This window comes from Spirosoma arcticum (genome assembly GCF_054779955.1).
Map to the genome: position 1 here is coordinate 316,686 of NZ_BAAGXG010000005.1, position 21,704 is coordinate 338,389.

The 21,704-nt window shown below is 51.9% G+C and carries 18 protein-coding genes; 12 read left to right on the top strand and 6 right to left on the bottom strand.

From position 1 onward, the window contains the following. Window positions 1-3 precede the first annotated feature (3 nt). From rnc to ACYVHB_RS13545, 3 genes are all read left to right on the top strand, one after another. Window positions 4-765, top strand: coding sequence for a ribonuclease III (gene rnc, locus ACYVHB_RS13535; protein ID WP_461052275.1), 762 nt, complete (start codon window positions 4-6; stop codon window positions 763-765). A 245-nt stretch (window positions 766-1,010) separates the two neighbouring features. Beyond that, window positions 1,011-1,457 carry an Hsp20/alpha crystallin family protein gene (locus ACYVHB_RS13540; protein WP_461052276.1) on the top strand — a complete coding sequence of 149 codons (447 nt, stop codon included), beginning with the start codon at window positions 1,011-1,013 and terminating at the stop codon, window positions 1,455-1,457. A gap of 235 nt (window positions 1,458-1,692) precedes the next feature. Beyond that, window positions 1,693-3,258 (top strand): Do family serine endopeptidase, encoded by a 1,566-nt coding sequence (locus ACYVHB_RS13545; protein WP_461052277.1) that lies wholly within the window; start codon window positions 1,693-1,695, stop codon window positions 3,256-3,258. Between the two features lie 133 nt (window positions 3,259-3,391). Here ACYVHB_RS13545 and gmd read toward each other — a convergent pair whose 3' ends face one another. Both gmd and ACYVHB_RS13555 read right to left on the bottom strand, forming a co-directional pair. Continuing rightward, the gene (gene gmd / locus ACYVHB_RS13550; protein WP_461052278.1) at window positions 3,392-4,504 is read right to left on the bottom strand and encodes a GDP-mannose 4,6-dehydratase; all 1,113 of its coding nucleotides are present in this window, start codon (window positions 4,502-4,504) and stop codon (window positions 3,392-3,394) included. A 79-nt stretch (window positions 4,505-4,583) separates the two neighbouring features. After that, entirely contained in the window at window positions 4,584-5,216 is a 633-nt protein-coding gene (locus ACYVHB_RS13555; RefSeq protein ID WP_461052279.1) for an SPOR domain-containing protein, read from the bottom strand. Window positions 5,217-5,296: 80 nt separating this feature from the next. Between ACYVHB_RS13555 and murB the strand changes: the two genes are divergently transcribed. Further along, a complete protein-coding gene (gene murB / locus ACYVHB_RS13560; protein ID WP_461052280.1) occupies window positions 5,297-6,322 on the top strand; it encodes a UDP-N-acetylmuramate dehydrogenase in 1,026 nt (341 codons plus the stop codon). A gap of 94 nt (window positions 6,323-6,416) precedes the next feature. Here the strand turns inward: murB and ACYVHB_RS13565 are convergent, their stop codons facing one another. Together ACYVHB_RS13565 and ACYVHB_RS13570 are read right to left on the bottom strand one after the other, a co-directional pair. Then, window positions 6,417-7,331 (bottom strand): ROK family protein, encoded by a 915-nt coding sequence (locus ACYVHB_RS13565; protein WP_461052281.1) that lies wholly within the window; start codon window positions 7,329-7,331, stop codon window positions 6,417-6,419. A 72-nt stretch (window positions 7,332-7,403) separates the two neighbouring features. Further along, window positions 7,404-8,078 carry an SDR family oxidoreductase gene (locus tag ACYVHB_RS13570; protein WP_461052282.1) on the bottom strand — a complete coding sequence of 225 codons (675 nt, stop codon included), beginning with the start codon at window positions 8,076-8,078 and terminating at the stop codon, window positions 7,404-7,406. Between the two features lie 162 nt (window positions 8,079-8,240). On the opposite strand from ACYVHB_RS13570, the gene ACYVHB_RS13575 reads away from it, so the two are divergent. Both ACYVHB_RS13575 and ACYVHB_RS13580 read left to right on the top strand, forming a co-directional pair. Continuing rightward, window positions 8,241-8,972: an MlaE family ABC transporter permease gene (locus ACYVHB_RS13575; RefSeq protein ID WP_461052283.1), complete on the top strand. Its 732-nt coding sequence runs from the start codon at window positions 8,241-8,243 to the stop codon at window positions 8,970-8,972. A 107-nt stretch (window positions 8,973-9,079) separates the two neighbouring features. Continuing rightward, on the top strand, window positions 9,080-9,826 hold the full coding sequence (locus ACYVHB_RS13580; protein WP_461052284.1) for an ABC transporter ATP-binding protein: 747 nt from the start codon (window positions 9,080-9,082) through the stop codon (window positions 9,824-9,826). Here ACYVHB_RS13580 and ACYVHB_RS13585 read toward each other — a convergent pair whose 3' ends face one another. After that, window positions 9,827-12,223: a TonB-dependent receptor gene (locus ACYVHB_RS13585; RefSeq protein ID WP_461052285.1), complete on the bottom strand. Its 2,397-nt coding sequence runs from the start codon at window positions 12,221-12,223 to the stop codon at window positions 9,827-9,829. It abuts the gene before it with no gap. A 283-nt stretch (window positions 12,224-12,506) separates the two neighbouring features. Here ACYVHB_RS13585 and ACYVHB_RS13590 point away from each other — a divergent pair, with 283 nt between their 5' ends. From ACYVHB_RS13590 to ACYVHB_RS13615, 6 genes are all read left to right on the top strand, one after another. Beyond that, window positions 12,507-13,202, top strand: coding sequence for a tetratricopeptide repeat protein (locus ACYVHB_RS13590; RefSeq protein ID WP_461052286.1), 696 nt, complete (start codon window positions 12,507-12,509; stop codon window positions 13,200-13,202). Window positions 13,203-13,347: 145 nt separating this feature from the next. Further along, window positions 13,348-13,854 (top strand): 6,7-dimethyl-8-ribityllumazine synthase, encoded by a 507-nt coding sequence (ribH, locus tag ACYVHB_RS13595; RefSeq protein ID WP_461052287.1) that lies wholly within the window; start codon window positions 13,348-13,350, stop codon window positions 13,852-13,854. Window positions 13,855-13,914: 60 nt separating this feature from the next. Next, a complete protein-coding gene (locus tag ACYVHB_RS13600; RefSeq protein WP_461052288.1) occupies window positions 13,915-15,255 on the top strand; it encodes an aspartate kinase in 1,341 nt (446 codons plus the stop codon). Between the two features lie 44 nt (window positions 15,256-15,299). After that, a complete protein-coding gene (locus tag ACYVHB_RS13605; protein ID WP_461052289.1) occupies window positions 15,300-15,608 on the top strand; it encodes a nucleotidyltransferase domain-containing protein in 309 nt (102 codons plus the stop codon). A gap of 115 nt (window positions 15,609-15,723) precedes the next feature. Then, entirely contained in the window at window positions 15,724-16,995 is a 1,272-nt protein-coding gene (gene serS / locus ACYVHB_RS13610; protein ID WP_461052290.1) for a serine--tRNA ligase, read from the top strand. Window positions 16,996-17,141: 146 nt separating this feature from the next. Further along, window positions 17,142-20,678: an SNF2-related protein gene (locus ACYVHB_RS13615; RefSeq protein WP_461052291.1), complete on the top strand. Its 3,537-nt coding sequence runs from the start codon at window positions 17,142-17,144 to the stop codon at window positions 20,676-20,678. On the opposite strand, the gene ACYVHB_RS13620 is transcribed toward ACYVHB_RS13615, so the two are convergent. Beyond that, window positions 20,679-21,605, bottom strand: a complete 927-nt coding sequence (locus ACYVHB_RS13620; protein WP_461052292.1) for a CPBP family intramembrane glutamic endopeptidase — start codon at window positions 21,603-21,605, stop codon at window positions 20,679-20,681. Window positions 21,606-21,704: the final 99 nt, after the last annotated feature.

Here is a 21,704-nt window from a genome sequence, read left to right on the forward strand (position 1 = left end):
GCCGTGCAATCCGCTCTGCCCCGCAGCTTATTCAACCCGCTGGAGTGGTTCCGGTCGGACAAAGCGGACGTACGTAAGAATTTGCGCCGGTCAATTGCGCACATCATCGGCGAACGTCCGTCGAACCTCGGTCTTTATCAATTAGCACTCAGGCACACGTCGGCTTCGAAAGCAACAGCCATTGAAGGGTTTCGTGAATCGAACGAACGGCTGGAATATTTAGGCGACGCTGTACTGGGTATGGTCATTGCCGAATTTTTATTCAAGAAATACCCCTACAAAGACGAAGGTTTCTTAACCGAGGTTCGCTCCCGAATTGTGAACCGGGAGACATTGAACGGCATTGCCCGTAAAATTGGTCTCGATGAACTGATTGAATACGATGGGAACCGGACACGCAGCCTGCCCACCCGAACATCCATGTACGGCGATGCGCTCGAAGCGTTGGTTGGTGCGGTTTACTTAGATAAAGGCTTCCGGTTCTCCCGCCGGTTCATCCTGAAAGAATTGCTGTCGCACTATGATATCGATTCAGTAGTGCAGAATAATGTCAACTTCAAAAGCCGCCTGATCGAGTGGGCACAACGGGCGGGCAAGGATATTCGCTTCGATATTCTGTCGGAGAAAGGAAATAGTCACTTTCGCGAATTTGTGGCTCAGGTGATGATCGATGACCAGCCGTTTGCTACGGGCACAGGCTACTCCAAGAAAAAAGCCGAGCAGGCAGCCGCTGAGAAGGCCCTGACTTTGGTAGACGAGCGATAAGTCCCGCTATTTAACAGAGATCGGTAGTGCTGTCCGCGTATAATTTATCCAACTTTCCTGTCAACTATACCTTTTGTCAGATTTAGACAAAGAGTGTACTGCCTTTTCGTCATACTTAATTTAAATTAATCAAAATGAAGTGACACCATGTCATTATTGTTCGGTTTTTATGGATTGGTACAGGATTTGAAAAATGTGCGGTGTAGTGCTACACTATTCTGTCTAACCAAAACCAATTAACAGCCATGAATCCGTTAATGCGCACGAACAACAATTTACCGTCGTTGATTGAAAACTTTTTTGGTCGCGACATGAACGACTTCTTCAACACAAACACGCCTGCCATGCATAGCTTGCCTGCGGTGAATGTCTTGGAGCATCAGGACGGCTTTCGTATCGAAGTAGCCGTGCCGGGCTTGAAAAAGGAAGACTTCAAACTGAATCTGAATCACAACAACCTGACTATTTCGGCTTATCAGGAGTCACACAAAGAAGACAAGGAGCAAAACGGCGAAAAGTATACCCGTCGTGAGTTCAGCTACTCGTCTTTTCAGCGGACGTTTACCTTGCCGACTTCAGTTGACGCCGACAGTATTCAGGCTACTTACACGGAGGGTGTCCTGAAAATTAATGTACCAAAACGGGAAGAGGCCAAAGTGAAGCCCCCACGCCAGATTGAAATTAGCAATTAGCGAACTGTGGAGTGGCGCAGAAGGCTCGTGGGTGTTTCGCTTACGAGCCTTTTATTTGCGAATTAATGGGTCTAACAAAGCCCTGTTAAAATTTGTTAAGGGCAGATAATCGCTGGATTTTTAAACACTACTTTCCGTTATATCAACAAGCAGATGACCGAATCAGCGCGGAGCCACCCGTACGGTCTGATACCCGTCTTACACAAACGCAGCAATTAGATTTTCCCAATTAACCATGAAAAGCAACTGGAAACTTTTAGCCCTGATGGCACTCCTGTCGAGTGTGGTCACGCTGGCCGCTTACAACCTGTTGGGGTTCAACAACCGGGACGTTATTTTTAACGAGTCGGCACCAACACCCACGATTACGGGCCGTTTAGCGGCTCTGACGGGTAATGGACCAACGGTGGCCCCCGGCGATTTTTCAACGGCCGCCGAAGCAGTTACTCCCACCGTTGTACACATCCGCACAACCATTACCCGTACCGTTCGTCAGCAACAGGTACCTGACATCTTTCGGGATTTCTTTGGCGATGAATTTGGTCAGGGACAAGGCCAGGGTCGGCCACGTCGGCAGCAGGGTCAGGCATCCGGGTCGGGCGTAATTATCAGCAAGGACGGCTACATTATAACCAATAACCACGTTGTGCAGGACGCCGATGAGGTTGAAGTTATCATGACCGACAAACGCAGTTTGAAAGCGAAAGTAATTGGCACAGACCCGCTTACGGATCTTGCCGTTATCAAAGTAGAAGCTAATAACCTGCCTTCCATCACGCTGGGCGATTCTGACGCTCTCCGCTTGGGCGAATGGGTATTAGCCGTTGGCTATCCGCTCGATCTGGAATCGACCGTAACAGCCGGTATCGTTAGTGCCAAGGGACGCCGGATTGGTATTTTGGAGGAGGACTTTGCGCAACGGCAGGGGCTTCAGCAGCAACAAGGCGGATCGGATAAACAAGCATCTTCTGATAACCCAATTGAATCATTTATTCAAACGGATGCTGCCATTAATCCCGGCAATTCGGGTGGTGCACTGGTAAACCTGCGGGGTGAACTGATTGGCATTAACTCGGCCATTGCCTCAAGAACCGGATTTTATAGCGGCTACGGTTTTGCGGTGCCAGTATCGTTAGTCAAGAAAGTATCGGCCGATTTGCTTAAATACGGTACCGTACAACGGGGTTACCTCGGTATTCTGCCGATTGAACTGAACAGCACCGTTGCTAAAGAAAAAGGGGTGAAGGTAGGCCGTGGTATTTACGTTCAGGAAGTGACGGCGAATGGTGCGGCTAAAACGGCTGGTTTGCAACCCGGCGATGTTATCGTGAAAATGGAAGGCCAATTACTCGACTCACAGGCGCAGATGCGCGAGATCATTGGTCGTCGTCGGCCGGGCGATGCGGTCACCGTTACGGTTGACCGCAACGGCACGGAGCGCGACTTTAAAGTTGAGTTACGCAACCGCAACGGAGGCCGCGATGTCATCAAAAAGACGGAGGTCGCTGCCGCCAAAACATCGCTCAACACGCTGGGTGCCGAATTTGAAGAGTTAAGCGCTCAGGACGCTAAAGAGCTTGGCGTAAATGGAGGTGTTCGGGTCAGAAAGATTTTAGACGGCAAACTGGCCGAGATTGATATTGAGGAAGGGTTCATCATCGTTAAGGCGAACACGAAGAACGTAAAGTCGGTGAAAGACCTGCAGGCTATTATGTCGGCGGTGAAAGAAGGCGAAGGTTTGATGCTGATCGGTATGTATCCCAACAGTTCACGAATGTATTATTACGCCGTGCCGATGTAAAGGAACAAAGTCATAGGTCGTAAAAGTCAATAAGTCGAAAGTGACTGACGCGAAGGGAAACCTCCTGCGTCAGCCATTTTCGACTTATTGACTTTTACGACCTATGACTGATCTGACTTACTCAATGCTGTTTTTATTCGTAGTAGTTCAGTACCTGATGGCCGCTTTGAGCGAGGAGTTGATCGCGACGGAAGAGGTTAATGTCGGCGGCCATCATGTCATTGACCAACGCGGGCAAATCGTACTTAGGCTTCCAGCCAAGCTGCGTCATGGCTTTGGTAGGGTCGCCGAGGAGCAGGTCTACTTCGGTTGGGCGGAAATAGCGAGGATCGACGCAAACAACTTCTTTACCAATCTGCACCGGGAAATCGGGGTTCGACGAACTGACCACTGTACCAATCTCGGCCGCTCCTTCACCTTTAAACTCAAGCACAACGCCAATTTCAGCGAACGCCATCCGAACAAAATCACGGATGCGGGTTGTCACGCCCGTAGCAATAACGAAATCTTCAGGTTTATCCTGCTGTAGAATCAGGTACATTGCTTCGACGTAATCTTTAGCGTGGCCCCAGTCGCGTTGCGAATCGAGATTGCCCAGATACACCCGATCCTGCAAACCCAGGCCAATGCGGGCAACGGCGCGAGTAATTTTGCGCGTTACGAAAGTCTCGCCCCGCAGGGGTGATTCGTGGTTGAACAGGATACCGTTGCAGGCATACATGTTATAAGCCTCGCGGTAGTTGACCGTTATCCAGTAACCATACAGTTTAGCAACTGCATAGGGCGAACGCGGGTAAAATGGCGTCGTTTCTGACTGTGCATGGCCCTGAACACCACCGTACAGTTCAGACGTTGATGCCTGATAAATCCGCGTTTTTTCGGTTAGACCCAGCAGCCGGACGGCCTCCAGAATCCGCAGTGTGCCAATTCCATCGACCTGTGCGGCATACTCCGGCTCTTCAAAGCTGACCTGCACGTGCGACATGGCACCGAGGTTATAAATCTCGTCGGGCTGAACTTCCTGAATAATTCGGATGATGTTGGTTGAGTCGGACAGGTCGCCGTAGTGCAGTTTGAACCGGATGTTCCGCTCGTGCGGGTCCTCATACATGTGATCAATACGCTGCGTGTTGAACAGCGAACTCCGGCGCTTGATGCCGTGTACTTCGTACCCCTTTTCCAACAGCAACTCGGCCAGATAGGCTCCGTCTTGTCCGGTAACACCGGTTATCAACGCTTTTTTCATGGTATACGTACTGGTGTAGGCTACCGCCTGAATTGTCTAAAACGTGCAAAGTTACGGGAGACAACCTAAAACTTATGATTTATTTTATCAGAAGGCTCCGTCGAACGTCCACTTTATCAGGACGTAACTGCGCTGATGCAATTAATTGTCTGATGGATGAGTAGTAGCGTTCAGCATCGAGCCGACGCATAAAGTCGCCTACTTTAAGTTTATACGTTGGCTGACTATAGCTCAGGTAAGCGCTTAACTCAGGGAAATTTTGATAGATTAGTAACTTAACCGATTCAACTTCCTGCCGCTGATTGCCCACGTACACCTGAACGCGATACCCCGGCGCATACCGAATGGACCGGTTCTGGGACGCGATGGTGTCGAGCACCGAATCGAGCCGCCGGTTAACGTGCAGAGCCTCGGCCGGGCCGCTTGTTTTGTGAGGTTCGTTCCGGCCTGAAGCGGTTGGTACAGCAGGCACCCTTATCACGGGCGCGACCGGGCGACTGGCGGGTGTGGTGGTGGCTGGCGTTTTATACACCGGCCGAACGGACGATAAATCTTCACTGTATCCGTTATAATCGGCATCTGATCGACCAAAAACGGCGGGTCTGCTGCTGGCACAACCGCTCAGGCTTAGAATCGCCAGTACAAAAACCCCGCTGTATCCGAAACGCATGATGAGTAGTAAATGAACCAGCAAAAATAACCTTTTTGTCATTCATCGCATGGGATACAATAGTCAGATAAGGCACCCTATGGAAGATTTTGGTTAATTTTGGGTGCTCACTTCCCGTCAAAATGCTCAACGTACAAAGCCACGTATCGCTCAAACCCTATAACACCTTTGGCATTGACGCCGACGCACGGTATTTAGTCGACATAAATCACGCCGATGACATCCATACCCTTTTGCAAATAACCGATTTCGTCGGCATGCCCAAGTTAGTGTTGGGTAGTGGCAGTAATGTGCTGCTTTGTCATGATTTTGACGGCTTGGTTCTCCGAATGAACATTCAGGGTATCGAACTCATTCGGGAAGACGATGACCACGTTTATCTAGGCGTTGGCGCGGGGGTTAACTGGCATGAGCTGGTGCTGTTCTGCGTTCAGCATGGATATGCAGGCATGGAAAATCTATCCCTTATTCCGGGCACGGTTGGTGCAGCTCCCATGCAAAACATTGGCGCGTATGGCGTTGAACTGGAGCAGGTGTTTGACTCGCTAACGGCTATCCATACGCTCACGAATGACCGACGGACGTTTTCCCACGCCGACTGCCAGTTTGGCTATCGGGAAAGCGTATTCAAACGTCAACTGAAAGATCAGTATATCATTACCGGCGTTCGGTTTCGATTGGACAAACGGCCCACGTTTCACACCCGTTACGGGGCCATTCAGGAAACGCTGACCGACATGGGCGTGTCGCACGACGATCTGTCGATAAAGGCTATCAGCGAAGCAGTCATTCGTATTAGGCGTAGCAAACTTCCCGATCCAGCGCAGATTGGCAATGCGGGCAGTTTTTTCAAAAATCCCGAAATTCCCAAAGCCCAATTCGACGCCCTCAAAGAGCAGTTCGATACACTACCGGGCTACCCCCTTGGCGACGATGTTGTTAAAATTCCGGCGGGTTGGCTCATTGAGCAGGCGGGCTGGAAGGGATATCGATCCGGCGACGCGGGCGTTCACACTAAACAGGCTCTGGTGCTGGTCAACTACGGTAGTGCTACGGGTCAGGACCTGTTAACCCTCGCCGGACGGGTGCAGGATTCGGTGCAGGAGAAGTTTGGCGTGGTCATCACGCCAGAGGTGAATGTGGTGTAGAAAAGTTAATAAGTCAGTCAGTTGATGAGTCGGTCAGTGGCTGACGCATTATGACAGGCGTCAGCTACTCACCAACTGACTGACTCATCGATTATTATTCAAAACACAGCGAGGCTGCACCGAGCAGACCCGCATCATTACCGAGCGTAGCCCGCCGGATCAACAAGCCGTTTTTATAGTAGTCGTTGAGCCAGTAATCCAGCGTTTTTTCGACCGCTGGCAGAATGTAATCGAACGAGGCCGACAGCCCCCCGCCGATCAGTATTTGCTTGATATCTAATATTTTAATGAGCGATGCCAGCCCTTCGCCCAGCATTTCGCCGACTTCGGTCCAGATTTGAAGGGCAAGTTCGTCGCCCTCGGCGGCCGCAGCTACCAGACCCGTCGTTGATATATCACCGTCGTCCGACAAGTTCGTTTTGCCTTTAAATTCGCTTCGGCGCTCATTAGCCAACAGCAGTAATTCTACTTTACCAATGTTACGTTCCAGCACCCGCCCATTGCGCGACGGAATGTGGCCCGGCTCCATGGCGTTGCCGTCGCCCCCGGTAAAAATCTTTTTGTTAATAATAGCCGCTCCCCCCACGCCCGTACCAAGCGTAATGAAAATGTAATTCTCCGTGATTTTCTCTTCCGCGAAGTAATACTCACCCAGGGCAGCCGCGTTTGCGTCGTTCGCCAGAAAAAACTGAACACCGGGAAATCGTTTGGTGAGCATATCGACCATCGGTACCCCGTCAATTTCTGGAATGGCCGTAATCTCAAGCGGCACCGTACGGTCGGCGTTGAGCATACCCGGCAAACCAATTCCTACTTTTTTGACGTCCTTGTTGGCTAAAAGCTGCAGCGCAACGGCATCACCAAAACGATCGACAAAATGGCCTGACTGCCGCCAGCTTATTGTATCGTGGCTGTAGAAATTGGAGATTTTGCCGGAATTAGCCTCTACAATACCCATTTTGACGTTTGTACCACCAACGTCGATACCCAGATAATCAACGGAAGACATTTTTTGAATTTTCAGTTTAAGGGTTTGATTTGTGGTTTAGGCGCATGAAGTGGGCCGCAAGATACAACTACCTCAAATATCACCCAACTGCGGTCGGATCAGGATTTCCTCGACTACGGCGCTTTTAGACAGGGAATACGCCATCCAGGCGCTGTCGGCCACGTCTTCCGGTTTCATAAACCGGTCTTCGGGCAGGTCGGTACCGGCCCAGCTGGCAGTGAGTGTAGCCCCTGGCAAAATGGCCGTAACTTTCACGTTGTGCGGTTTCAGCTCCTCACGCAGCACCCGACTCATACCCAACAGCGCAAACTTGGAGATGCAGTAGGACCCGCCGTTGGTGTAAGGCGTGATACTGGCCGTGGAGCACATCATAAAAATATGCCCCTGCCGCCGGATCATCATGTCACGTACCAAACCGCGCGTCAGGTGATAGGCACTGCCAACGTTGGTGTTCATTAGCTGCTCAAATGTTCCATCGGCTTCGTTGTGAATCTGCCCCGGTTGGAACACGCCCGTGTTGTTGACCAGCACCTCAACGGGCCGATTCAGCGACTGAATGTAAGCAACCAACGCATCGACACCGGGGCGGGCCGACAGATCAGCTGCAACCGGCAGCAAACCGGGTCCAGCAACGCCCTCAATTGATCGGGCGCACACAACGGCGTCGAAGCCGCCCGCCACAAACCGGTCTGCAATGGCGCGGCCGATGCCTTTGGTACCGCCCGTAACAACAATTAATGGATTCATAACGTCGAAGAATTCGATTCGTATCGTACAGCCCTTGATCCAGGTCTGAGATTAAAAACGGCGTAAGTTACTGTAGAAACCATTCTACCTTTGCTTGGGTTGTTCCCAATGTATTTTGTTCGTCCGATGATCGGCGCGGACCCTTGTTCACTACACGCTCGTATGTCACGGATAGGCCGGTATTTCATTTTCTTAGGATCGCTTTTTCGTAACCGTGAAAAGCTCGGTGTCTACCTAAGACTTATCTTGAATGAGTGCAGTTCCATTGGAGTCGGTTCGGTATTCATTGTCGCCCTTGTTTCTTTCTTTATTGGAGCCGTAACCTGCGTACAAACGGCTTATAACCTCTCGAACCCGTTTGTTCCGAAGAACATTATTGCGCTCATTGTTCGCGACAGCACCATTCTGGAACTGGCTCCGACTATCACCTGCATCGTGCTGGCCGGTAAAGTTGGCTCCAATATCGCCAGTGAACTGGGCACGATGCGCATTACCGAGCAGATCGACGCGCTGGAAGTAATGGGCATCAACTCCAGTTCGTATCTGATTTTACCCAAATTGATTGCGTCCCTCCTGATGTATCCCCTGTTGGTTATTCTTGCGGGTTTTCTGTCGATTCTGGGCGGCTACATTGCCGGCGTTCTGGCGGGTGTTATCACATCGGAAGAGTACGTTTCGGGGCTTCGCTACGAGTACAACCCGTTCGGTGTGACGTTCGCGCTCGTCAAAACAACAGCATTTGCGTTTTTGACCTCAACTATTTCGGCGTTTCAGGGATACAACGTTCAGGGAGGAGCGCTCGAAGTAGGCAGTGCATCAACCTCCGCCGTTACCAATAGTTGTATCGCCATCGTAGCCGCCGACTTTATCCTGACGCAGTTGCTGTTAACCTAATTAGTGAATGAGCGAATAAGCCCATCGGCGATCCGGCAGACATTCACTCATTTGCTCATTCGCCCTTTCACTCCGGTCCGGCGTTCCGGTTCACTCATTAGAAGGGAATGATCGACATTAAAAACATATCGAAAACGTTTGGCGACCGGCAAGTGCTGGCGGGCATCGACGGCTCATTTAAACCGGGCGAAACGAGCCTGATTATTGGCGGCAGCGGTACGGGCAAAAGCGTACTGCTGAAGTGTATGATCGGGCTGATTAAACCCGACGAGGGTGAGGTGCTCTACGACGATCGTGATTTTCTGACGGTAAACGAAGACGATCAGAAAATTATCCGGCGCGAGATGGGCGTGCTGTTCCAGGGGTCTGCCTTGTTCGACTCGAAAACGGTGCTGGAGAATGTTCGTTTCCCGCTCGACATGCTGACCGATCAGTCCGAAAAAGACAAAATCGACCGGGCGAAGGAGTGCCTGCAACGCGTTGGACTGGAGCAGGCCGCCGACCGGATGCCCTCTGAAATTAGTGGCGGCATGAAAAAACGGGTTGGTATTGCCCGAGCTATTGTACTGAATCCTAAATACTTATTCTGCGACGAACCGAACTCGGGTCTTGATCCGCTGACATCAATCAAAATTGATCAGTTGATCAAAGAGATCACCGATGAGTTCAACATCACCACCGTCGTTATTACGCACGATATGAACTCGATGATGGAGATTGGCGAGAATATAATGTTTCTCTACGAAGGCAAGAAACTGTGGGAGGGTACCAGTGCGACCCTCACCCAGTCGAACGTCAATGAGTTGAACGAATTTGTTTTCGCTAATAAATTACTGCGCGAGACAGAGAAGTAGTCAAAATCGCAGCCGTACACCCGCTAAGAAATTTCGTCCGGCCTGCGGGTAGTAGCCATTATCGGCAATGACCTTACCCTCCGAAATGTAAGCGTACGTATATCCGTTAGACTCATACAGTTCATTCAGTACGTTGTTGAGCAGCAACGTAAACGCGATTTCCTGCGCAAATTTCGGCTTGATCGAATAAATGATTCGGATATCGTTTGTCAGATACGGATTCAGTTTTCGGCTTTCATTGGACGTATTGTCTAAGTACTGCTTCCCCACATACTTCGACAACAGCCCCAATTCCAGCCCTTTAGCAGGAGTGAACAGCAGTTGCGACCCGCTAATCACGCTGGGCGAAAACGAAATGTTCGTCTCGCCATACTGTTGACTCTCCTGATTGCCCGTGTCGAAATTGTCGATGAACTCCGTAAAATTCCTCACTTTGTTCCGGCTGACTGTCGCGTTGACGTTCCAGCGAAGGTTTTTGGCCAGTCGGGCACCCGCTTCCAGTTCCAGCCCGGCACGGTAACTAATTGGAATATTGACCCGGTTAGCCGCCCCAACGTCGTTCAGCTTCCCCGACAGCGCCAACTGATTCCGGTAGTTCATATAATACGCATTTGCCGTGAACGCCAGCCCGGCCGTCTGAATTTTATACCCTGCTTCGTAGTCGATCAGCCGTTCAGCCTTTGGGCGGCTGGCGGGTGTCGACTGCGTGTAATCGTCGCGGTTGGGTTCCCGGTGGCCCACCCCTACCGATGCATAGACGGTATTGCGGTCATTGAGCACATAGGTCAGACCCGCCTTTGGGTTAAAAAAAGTCAGGTTAGCGGCCTGCTGTACGTTTTGAAGCTGACTGTTGAATCCCAAAAACGAATAGCCAACCGTTCGTACCTGCACATCGGCAAAACCATTGAGTTTGGCACCAAGCTGGTAAAACGCCTTGGCGTATAGGTTAACATCCGTTTTAGTGGCGTTGTCGTCATAATAGCGATCCCGAATGTTGGCGTTCCCGGCGACCCTCGCCCAGATAATCTCGCCGAAGTGCCCGCCTTTGTACTGATTCCAGCCCCCACCAATATTGGCAGTCAACTTGCCAAACCCGTTGTAGTCGAGCGAGAAAACAGTGCCGTAGTAATCGTTAGCCAACCACCGGCGCCGGATTATGTCCGTTCGTTCGATGACTGAATCCCCAATGACGACATTCGGCAAACCATAGCTACTAAACTCATCGTCAGACCGGTACTGCTCATAATAGCCTTTTCCTTTGGTGTAAAAAAGCGAGGTATTTACCCGCCACTTCCGGCTTAGTTCGTGCGAGGCAATTAGTTGGTAATTGTCCTGCTGGTAATTGTCAGTTTCGTTATCGTAGGTGTACGGGTTGAACGTCCGGTTGGTACGGAGTAAGCCTTCGGGTACACCGCCCCACGATTGGTAGGTTCGTTCCTGCCCTGAAAATACGTTGAGCCGGATAAAGCTTTTATCGGTGTAATAGCCACCCGACAGATAGAACGATTTCAGGTCCGCGAAGGCCCGGTCAATGTAGCCATCGGAATCTATTTTTGAGAGTCGGGCATCCAGCACAAAATGATTCCGTAGCAAACCCGTTCCGGCCAGAATGTTTACTTTACGCGTTCCAAACGAACCAGCCGACAGGTTCGTTTCGGCATACGGTTTCGTTTCTAACTTGTTTGTTTGAATATTGACTGATGCCCCGAACGCGCCCGCGCCATTAGTCGATGTGCCCACTCCCCGTTGAATCTGGATGCTGCTCACTGACGAGGCAAAGTCGGGCATATCGACAAAAAACGTCCCCTGCGACTCGGCATCATTGTAGGGAATGCCGTTGAGCGTCACGTTGACGCGTGTCGCATCGGACCCCCGGATTCGAATGCCCGTATACCCCACACCCGTGCCCGCGTCGGAAGTCGTCACGATGGACGGCGTGAAATTAAGCAGTTGCGGAATATCCTGCCCCAGGTTGAGTTTATCCAGATCACGGCGCGACACGTCCGTGTATGCGATTGCCGATTTCTGGTTGGCCCGCGTGGCACTGACGACCACCTCATCGACCACGATGGCCGCTTTTTTCAGTACTACTCGTAGCGTGACGTTTTGAGTCATGTCCAGCGTTTGTGTTTGGGGTTCGTAGCCAAGCAATGAAACACGCACCGTTACCAGACCGGGTTTCAGGTTGGTAAGTTGAAAGGCTCCGCTAACATCAGCAAACGTACCGGTATACGTACCTTCGATAGTAACGGCTGCACCGGGCAACGCTTTGCCGGATAACGATTGCTCGTCTGCATCGTAGACGGTGCCGGAAATGGAAAACTGCGCCCGAACGGGGAATGCCGACAGCCACAATACGGCAATCAGCAAAGAGAGATAGGTCGTCGTTTTTTTCATAACGAAAAAGCGTGACGATAGGCAAGGGGCCGATCCTACCTTTGGTTAAACGATACGTGAATACTGATGAACTCCAGTTCCCTTCCCGGCATTACCCGGGCAGGTTCAATGGGTATAATCTCAGCCCGTTATGTTAGGGCACCCCTTAGACAGATTAGCGGTACAAATGTATGTTTTTTGGTGATACGACCGCACGTGACAAAAACCAATTCGTAAAGTTTTGACCGTTATGCTTTCCCACCCGGACAAATAGTTCTAATTTTGCAATCCAAATTGCAAAAACATGAGCAAAAAGAACACCGGACTGGATTTTTTAGAAGATCCGGATGCATTAGAAAACAAGTTAGAAGATGTTGGCGATTTTTTTCAACAGAATCGAAACATCGTTTTGGGCGTAATTGGCGGTATTGTCCTGTTGATTGCCGGTTTCTTTGGCTACCGGGCTTATGTGAGCAGTCAGGATGAAACGGCGCAGATCGAACTGTTTCCATCGATTTATAAACTCGAAGCCGATTCACTCAAACAAGCCCTCAATGGCGATGGAAGAACGCCTGGCCTGCTGAGCGTTGCCGATAACTACGGATCGACGCCGGGTGGTAACCTAGCCGGGTTCTACGCTGGTCTGGGTTTGCTTAAGCAAGGAAAGTACGACGAAGCCATCGAGCATCTGGATGATTTCAAGTCGTCCGATTTGTTGGTGCAGGCCCGCGCTTACGCGCTCCTTGGGGATGCTTACATGGAGAAGAAAAGTTATGACGAAGCGGCCGATTACTACCGAAAAGCAGCCGATTACAAGTCGAACAAGTTCTTCACGCCTGGCTACCTCATGAAATTAGCCGTTGCCTACGAGCAGGCGAAACAGAACGATAAAGCCATTAGTACCTACAACGACATCATCGAAAACTACGCCCAGTCAGCCGAGGCCGTTAGTGCCAAGAAGTACAAATCCGTGCTTGAAGCAGCGGTTGGCGAGTCGTAAGCGTATCTGAATCAATCAATACAGCAAAGGACAAAGCCAAACCGGGTTTTGTCCTTTTTTTGTATCCTGGACGGCCACGTCCGGACACAAAAACGCTCATTAACAACCTTTTCCCACCCGGACGTGGTCGTCCAGGATACTTTATATGTCTTCAGCCAATAAAAATCTCAGTGTTTTCTCAACGGCCGAGCTGCCCGACATCAGCCACCGCCGATTCGTCATTCTGGTTTCAGAGTGGAACACCGACGTTACCGAAGCACTGTACGACGGTGCTTACCAAACGCTGATCCAGTACGGGGCAAAAGCCGACAACATTGTTCGGGGTAACGTGCCAGGCAGTTACGAATTGAGCTTGGGTGCTTTGTGGTTCGCCCAGCGCGACGATGTCGATGCGGTGATTGCGCTCGGCTGCGTAATCCAGGGCGAAACTAAGCACAACGATTACATCAACCATGCCGTAGCCCAGGGATTGACCAACGTTAGTCTGAAAACCGGCAAGCCCGTCATCTTTGGTGTGCTGACGCCAAACGACCAGCAACAGGCCCTCGATCGGGCGGGTGGCAAACACGGCAACAAAGGCGACGAAGCGGCTATCACGGCCGTCAAAATGCTGGGATTACAGAAACAGGTGTATTCATTTCAGTTTAAATAAAGATAGAAGGAGCGGCTCACAACCTACACTTTTGCTCTTTCGCTTATTCACTCTTTCGCTATGCACGTCTGGAAATTTGGCGGCACGTCGGTCGGGAAGCCCGAACGTATGCAGTCCATCCGTACTCTCATCACAAGCGACGACACCCGTAAAATCGTCGTTTTGTCAGCCCTTTCCGGCACGACGAATGCCCTGTTAGCCATCGGCGAGTCGCTCAAGGCGAATAATGATGCCGACGCAACTACGAAGATTGACACGTTAAAGGTTCATTATGATGGGTTCGTCAGTGAACTTTACAAAACTGCCGACGGAAAAGTCGTCGGGCAACAAGCCGTCGATAACGAGTTCTCGTTCATTCGGTCGTTAACGGGCATTAAGCCATTTACGCTCAGGCAGGAAAAGGAGTTAGTAGCCGAAGGTGAGTTGTTGAGCACCCAGTTATTTCAGGCGTATCTGGCCGAAGAGGGCGTAGCGTCGACGTTGTTGCCCGCGCTGGAGTTTATGCGGATCGACGCCGACAATGAGCCGGAAATTCAGTACACGCAGCAACGGCTGGCCGACATGCTGCCCCAGCACACTGATAAGCAGATTATTGTTACGCAGGGCTTCATCTGTCGCAACCCGCGTGGTGAAGTGGATAACTTGAAGCGGGGCGGCTCCGACTACACCGCGTCGCTGATTGGCGGAGCGATCCGGGCCGACGAAATTCAGATCTGGACCGACATTGATGGAATGCACAACAACGACCCGCGCATTGTGAAGAACACCTTCCCCGTGCGCGAGCTGACCTTCGACGAAGCGGCCGAACTGGCCTACTTCGGCGCTAAGATCCTGCACCCATCCACGATTACGCCCGCCCGGATGTTTGGGGTGCCCGTGCGGCTTAAAAACACCATGGACCCGGCGGCTCCGGGTACGCTGATTGCCGAGCGAACCAGCACGCCAACGGCTAACGATCAGGTGTTCAAGGCCGTTGCGGCTAAAGACGGCATCACGGCGCTGTATATTCACTCCACCCGGATGCTGAACGCCTATGGATTCCTGCGCCGGATTTTCGAGATTTTCGAGAAATATAAAACGCCGGTAGACATGTTGGCAACGTCCGAGGTGTCCGTATCGGTGACGATTGACAACACCGAGCAAATTGAGGCCATCACCGCCGAACTCAGCACGTTCTGCGACCTTGAAGAGCCTGACTACGACCAGACGATCATTTGCATTGTGGGCAACTTCAGTGCCGACAACGAAGGCGTAGCCGTGCGGGTGTTCAATGCCATGAAACACATTCCGATTCGGATGGTTTCGTATGGCGGCACAGAAAGCAATTTGTCGTTACTGGTGCACAGCCGCTACAAAGCCCACGCGCTCAACGCCTTGAACGACGGACTGTTTTCGGCGTAATTTTGCTGGGATGAAACCTGTAAGGTTTACAACCAACTATGACCATGACTGACGTCGAGTTCTTACAGGAAGTGAAGCGCAACGTTCAGGAAATCGACCCGCAGGCCGAGGTGTGGCTGTTTGGCTCTCGGGAGCGGGGCGACGCGCGGAACGATTCAGACTGGGACTTTCTGGTATTTACAAATAACGATTTATCAGGTGGTCGAAGATGGCAGTTTTCTGACCACCTGTTTGACATTGAACTGGAAACAGGCCGAATGATTAGTACAATTGTATGGCCTCAGCGGGAACGAAGTCGATATGCCGTTACAAACTTATACTCGAACGTAATGGATGAGGGAATACGATTATGAGCGGCAGTAAACGTGATTTGATTGATTATCGGATCGAGCGTGCCGACATTCTACCCCTACTACCGCAAACCGAAGAATTCATCGACGTAATTAAATGTCTGATTAATAAGAACTGATGCTTCAACTTTCATTCATCCGCGAGAATAAAGAGACTACCCTGGCCGGTCTGCGCAAGAGAAATTTTGCCGATGTCGATGCTATTGTGGATCAGGTCATCGCGCTTGATCAGCAACGACGCGATACCCAGCGCGATCTGGACGATACACTGGCCCTATCCAACGCGAAAGCGGGTCAGATTGGTGCGCTCATGAAAGCGGGCGACAAAACCGCTGCCGAAGCCGCCAAGACCGAAACCGCAGACCTTAAAGTTCGTTCAAAAACCCTCGCTGATACGCTCCGTCAACTTGAAGCCGATTTACAGGATCTTCTGGTCACGATCCCAAACCTGCCGCACAGCAGCGTTCCCGAAGGTCGTACGCCCGACGATAATGAGGTAGTGCTCGAACAGGGCACCATTCCAACGCTCCACAACAAGTCCCAGCCCCATTGGGAGTTGATCGAGAAGTACGATATAATTGACTTCAAGTTGGGTGTCAAGATTTCGGGAGCAGGCTTTCCGGTGTACAAGGGCAAGGGTGCCCGAATTCAGCGGGCCATGATTAACTTTTTCTTAGACGAAGCGCTGAAAGCTGGCTACGCGGAAGTGCAGCCACCGATTTTAATCAACGAGGAGTCGGGCTTCGGAACGGGGCAGTTACCCGACAAGGAAGGGCAGATGTACTTTGCTACTGAAGACAAACTATATCTGATTCCGACCGCAGAGGTGTCGATTACGAACATCTACCGCGACGTGATTCTGCCCGAAAGTCAGTTGCCCGTTAAGCACGTTGGCTACACACCCTGTTTCCGGCGCGAAGCTGGTTCGTGGGGGGCGCACGTCCGGGGGCTAAATCGCCTGCACCAGTTCGATAAGGTCGAACTGGTCAGGGTCGAGAAGCCGGAGAACTCGTATGCCGCGCTGGAGGAAATGAGCCAGTACGTGCAGTTGCTGCTGCAAAAGCTGGAATTGCCCTACCGCGTGCTGCGGCTCTGCGGGGGCGACATGGGCTTCACGTCGGCCCTGACGTATGATATGGAAGTGTGGTCGGCGGCTCAGGAGCGTTGGCTGGAAGTTAGCTCGGTCTCAAACTTCGAGACGTATCAGGCCAATCGACTCAAACTGCGCTCAAAGGTGGAGGGGAAGATGCAATTGCTTCACACGCTGAACGGTTCGGCATTGGCCCTGCCCCGTATATTGGCGTCTATTCTGGAAAACAATCAGACGCCGGACGGCATCCGCATTCCGGCCGTGTTGGTGCCTTATTGCGGTTTCGATATGATCGGTTAACCAGTTGTCGTTTGTTCAGCTATCCAACGCAGGACCGAGTAAGGTCCAAACTATCGCCTGCTCGACTCCGCATTAGTGCTTGAAGCCGTCGTTTACACTGCCAAACCCCTATTTTTGCACCCAAATTAGTTTTCAAACCAGCAAACATGGCGGAACGTATCACCTACGGCAAAACGTGGTGGGGACAGCAGTGGCTCAACGCCCTGACCAGCATTGACATGGCTAACCGCCTGCCGCGCGGCAAAACCTACGCCAATAAAGGGGCCGTGCAGGGGTTAAAAATAGACGGGAATCAAATTAGTGCATCCATTAAGGGATCGGCCCCCCGGCCGTATCGGTCCAAGCTGTCGGTGCCGCTGTTCATAGAACAGGAACAGGATTGGCTCCTCACCGAAATCCGCGAAAACCCGGCAATTCTGGCGCAGCTACTTAACCGCCAACTCCCCAATGAACTCACCGAATTTGCCAAAAAACGGGGTATCAGATTATTTCCACGCACATTCGAGGATTTAACGATGGGGTGCTCCTGCCCCGACTACGCCATTCCTTGTAAGCACCTCGCAGCCGTAGTTTATGTAATTGCCAACGAGATCGACCGAAACCCCTTTCTGGTTTTCCAGCTAAAAGGCTTAGACATTTTAGCGGAGTTGCAAAAACTCAAAACCGACTCGCCCGGCGCGGGTATGGAAGCCGTATTATCGTTGAAAGACTTATGCACTGACGATATTCCTGACGAAGACGAGGATTGGAAACCTGACGACACCGTCCGCGCCGGGTTGGATTTCGCGACCATACCACCCCTGTCCGATCAACTGCTCGACCTGCTGGCCCTGGAGGTAACCTTCGCCAAAGGTGATTTTCATAAGTCGCTTGCGAAGTCCTACAAGCTGTTCAGCAAGGCGGACGCAACCCAGTTGACAAGTACCAAACCAGCCACGAGCGACGAGTTTCCCAGCTTCAGCGATAGCATTGAGTTGCAGGTCGACGAGGTAATGGAGCTGCGCAAGATCAACATCTTTAGCGAACACGGCGAACCCCGACCGCTGAAGGAGTTTACGATGAGCAACCTGACGAGCTGGCTTGGCACCCTCACCGAAGCCGACTGGCCCGAAATGAGCGACTCGGTACGGGGGTTATACCTGACGCAGCAGTTTGCGACCGCGCTCCTGCGCCGGGGCGCGGTAGTACCGCAACTCCTGAGGGTTGGTCCGGCCGAAGAGCAGCACCGGGTTCGGTGGTTGCCCGCTACGCTCAACGAAACGGTCCGCAACCTGACCAATCAACTCGCTACGCAACTGCCGCCTACGTTGCTATCGGTACGCTGGCAGAAGGATATTCTGGCCTTGCCCAACGAGCAGCAGGTGCTCACGCTCTGCTCTCTGCTGATGCGCCCAACTATTAAGCAAACGACTATTGAACTCTGGGAACGCTGGCCACTCGAAGATGCCGACCGGCTGTTCTTCGGCGTCGAAACCTTGCGGTTTGAGGGATTTGGGAAGCGGGAGATGCCACTGGCTATGCAGCTCTGGCTCAATGACTTTTTCCTAACCCACAAACGCTTCGTGCCCATTCTGACGGTGGAGGACAACGAGTTAGGAGACGAGTTCCGGCTTAGCTTACTAATCCGTGACCGGGAAGCAGCCGATGCCACCGCTCCCATTCCACTGCCCGAACTATTGACCGAGAAGAAGCACTCGGGCATCCGAATGGCCGTTTTACAGGATCTGCTGGTGCTCTCCCGTCACTTCCCCGATTTGGCCAAATTAACGCAAAAGAACGGACCCGCACACCTGTTTTATAAACCGCAGGATTTTGTGAAAGTCCTTTTAGACACGCTTCCCCGAATGCAGTTGCTTGGTATCGCGCTCCTGCTGCCCAGGTCGCTTCGGCACTGGGTCCGGCCGCAGGTGGGCGGGCGGCTCAAGGCCAAGGTTACGGCCAACAACGCGTTTATGCGGCTGGACGATATGCTTACTTTCGACTGGCAGGTGGCGCTCGGCGATGAAATGGTGAATGTTCGGGAGTTCCAAAAACTGGTTAACAACTCAACGGGTTTGGTCAAAATCAAAGATCAGTACGTCCTGCTCGACCCTGCCGACCTTACCAAGCTATACAAACAACTTGAAAGCCCACCCGAACTGACCGGCCCTGAACTGTTGCGGGCCGCTCTAACAGAAGAATATAAGGGTGGTCGGCTGGGCATTTCAGGGGAAGTACGGGCGCTCATCAAAAAATTCACCGACAGCCCCGAACAAGCTCTCCCAGACGCGCTTAACGCCCAACTGCGCCCTTACCAGCAGCGCGGCTACGACTGGCTCGTTAAAAACACGGCCCTCGGCATGGGCAGTCTGCTGGCCGACGACATGGGATTGGGTAAAACGTTGCAAATCATTGCATTGCTGCTTAAATTCAGGCAAGAAGGTCGGTTCAAAAAGCAAAAGGGACTGGTCGTTTTACCAACAACTCTGCTCACTAACTGGCAGAAAGAGATCGCCCGATTTGCGCCGGAATTACAGGCGCGGGTGTACCACGGTTCTGGCCGGAAGCTGCCAACTGCATCGGATACGTATGATCTGTTACTGACTACCTATGGCGTGGTGCGTTCGGACCTCGACACGTTCAAAAAAACGACCTGGGCGGTGGTCATTATTGACGAAGCACAAAACATTAAAAACAGCGATACAGAACAAACCAAAGCCGTAAAAGCGCTGAAATCACCGATTCGGATTGCCCTCAGCGGTACGCCTGTTGAAAACCGGCTGTCGGAGTTCTGGAGCATTATGGACTTCGTGAACAAGGGGTATCTGGGCGGGTTAAGCAAATTCAATGAGGAGTTTGGCAAGCCGATTCAGCAGGAGCGCGACCATCAGAAACTCGATCAGTTTCGGCGTGTAACGAGTCCGTTCCTGCTCCGGCGCGTGAAAACTGACAAAACTATCATCAGCGACCTACCCGACAAAATCGAGAACAACCAGTTTTGCGCCCTCACCCCCGAACAGGCGGCTCTGTATCAAAGCGTGGTGCAGGAGAGTTTGCGGGCCATCGAAGATAAGGACGGCATTGCCCGACGCGGCTTAGTGCTCAAACTGATGACGGCCCTCAAGCAAATCGGTAATCACCCGCATCAGTATCTGAAGAAAGGCAACAGCAACCCAGCCCTTTCCGGCAAAGCAACGCTGTTGCTCAATCTGCTCGAGACGATTTACGCCAATCACGAGAAAGTGCTGATTTTTACGCAGTACCGCGAGATGGGTGAACTGTTGCAGCAGTTCATTCAGCAGGCATTTGGGCAGCAGCCCCTGTTTCTACACGGCGGCACCTCCCGCCCCCACCGCGATGAGATGGTGGAGCAATTCCAGCGCAACCGCTCCGACCACACGTTTATTCTATCGCTCAAAGCGGGCGGCACCGGCCTGAACCTGACCCAAGCGAACCACGTGATTCACTACGATTTGTGGTGGAACCCCGCCGTTGAGAGCCAGGCCACCGACCGCGCTTTCCGCATCGGTCAAACCAAGAATGTGCTGGTGTATCGGCTGATGAATCAGGGCACGCTGGAAGAGAAAATCGACGCCATGATCCGCTCCAAACGCGAACTCGCCAACCTCAGCATCAAAACCGGCGAAACGTGGCTCGGCGACCTGAGCGACGAGGAACTGACCGAGTTAGTGAGTTTGGCATAGTTACGACTGCAAAAAAGCGGCAATCTCCATCCCCCACGCAATACCGATGTGGATGAGCAGGCCACCCCATATGCTACGAGTACTCAGGGCCAGTATGCCCAGCAGATACCCGCCAAATACCGACGACACAGCTTCGCCCAATGGTCGGCCGAAGTGGATGGCGCAGTACCAAACGACCATCGGTAACACCGCCCCGCGCCCCAGCACCTGGCTCATCCCAATAACCAAAAAGCCTCGGAACAGTAATTCGGTCGGCACGAAATCCCAGCCGTAACACAGTTCGTAGATCAGAGCCGTTACCCACTCCGGCACACTAAAGAATTCGTTGGCATTGGTATCTTTGTACGTTGGGTAAGACGCCAAGAAATCCGGCTGAAACGACGCCAGTGTGATGAGCGGAACCATCAACACCAGCATTAACGCGTAGAGCGCCAAGCCCTTTCGTTTAGGAGCCATGCCATAGAAGTTAGACGGTTGCCGGTCCACAAACCTGTAGAATAAAAATAGCGGCAACACAATTGTCAGCACCGATTGCAGGTTACGGAAGCAGTAATACAGAAAAACAAATACCTGTCCGTCAAATAGTTGCTGACTCCAGGCGGTATGAGCATAGAACCCGGCATAAATGGAGTAACAGACGAGAGCCGTGCCACTTCGGAGCCAGAAGTCGCGGTTGCGCCATACGTTCGGCCGACGATGAAAATACGTCCAAAGCCAAACACTGCCGTAGTAAGCGGTTGCGTAGAGCGAGAAATACAGCAATGGCCAGCGCGGGTCGTTCTGGAATGAGTCGATATAGCTGTCCTCAAAATCGAGGTAATAATTGGTGGATAGAAGCAGCGCGAGCCACAGCGCCGTAGCCACGTATAAATCGGATCGGAAATCAGTTCGGATGTGGTCGCGCAGGTCGCGCCAGAGAGTTTTCACGAAATAAAGACGGTGTTCACTAACTTATTCCAAGCATAAAAATAGCTGACCGGGCCATCAGTCAGCTGTCACGAAATCAATTAAAATTCAACGCAATTA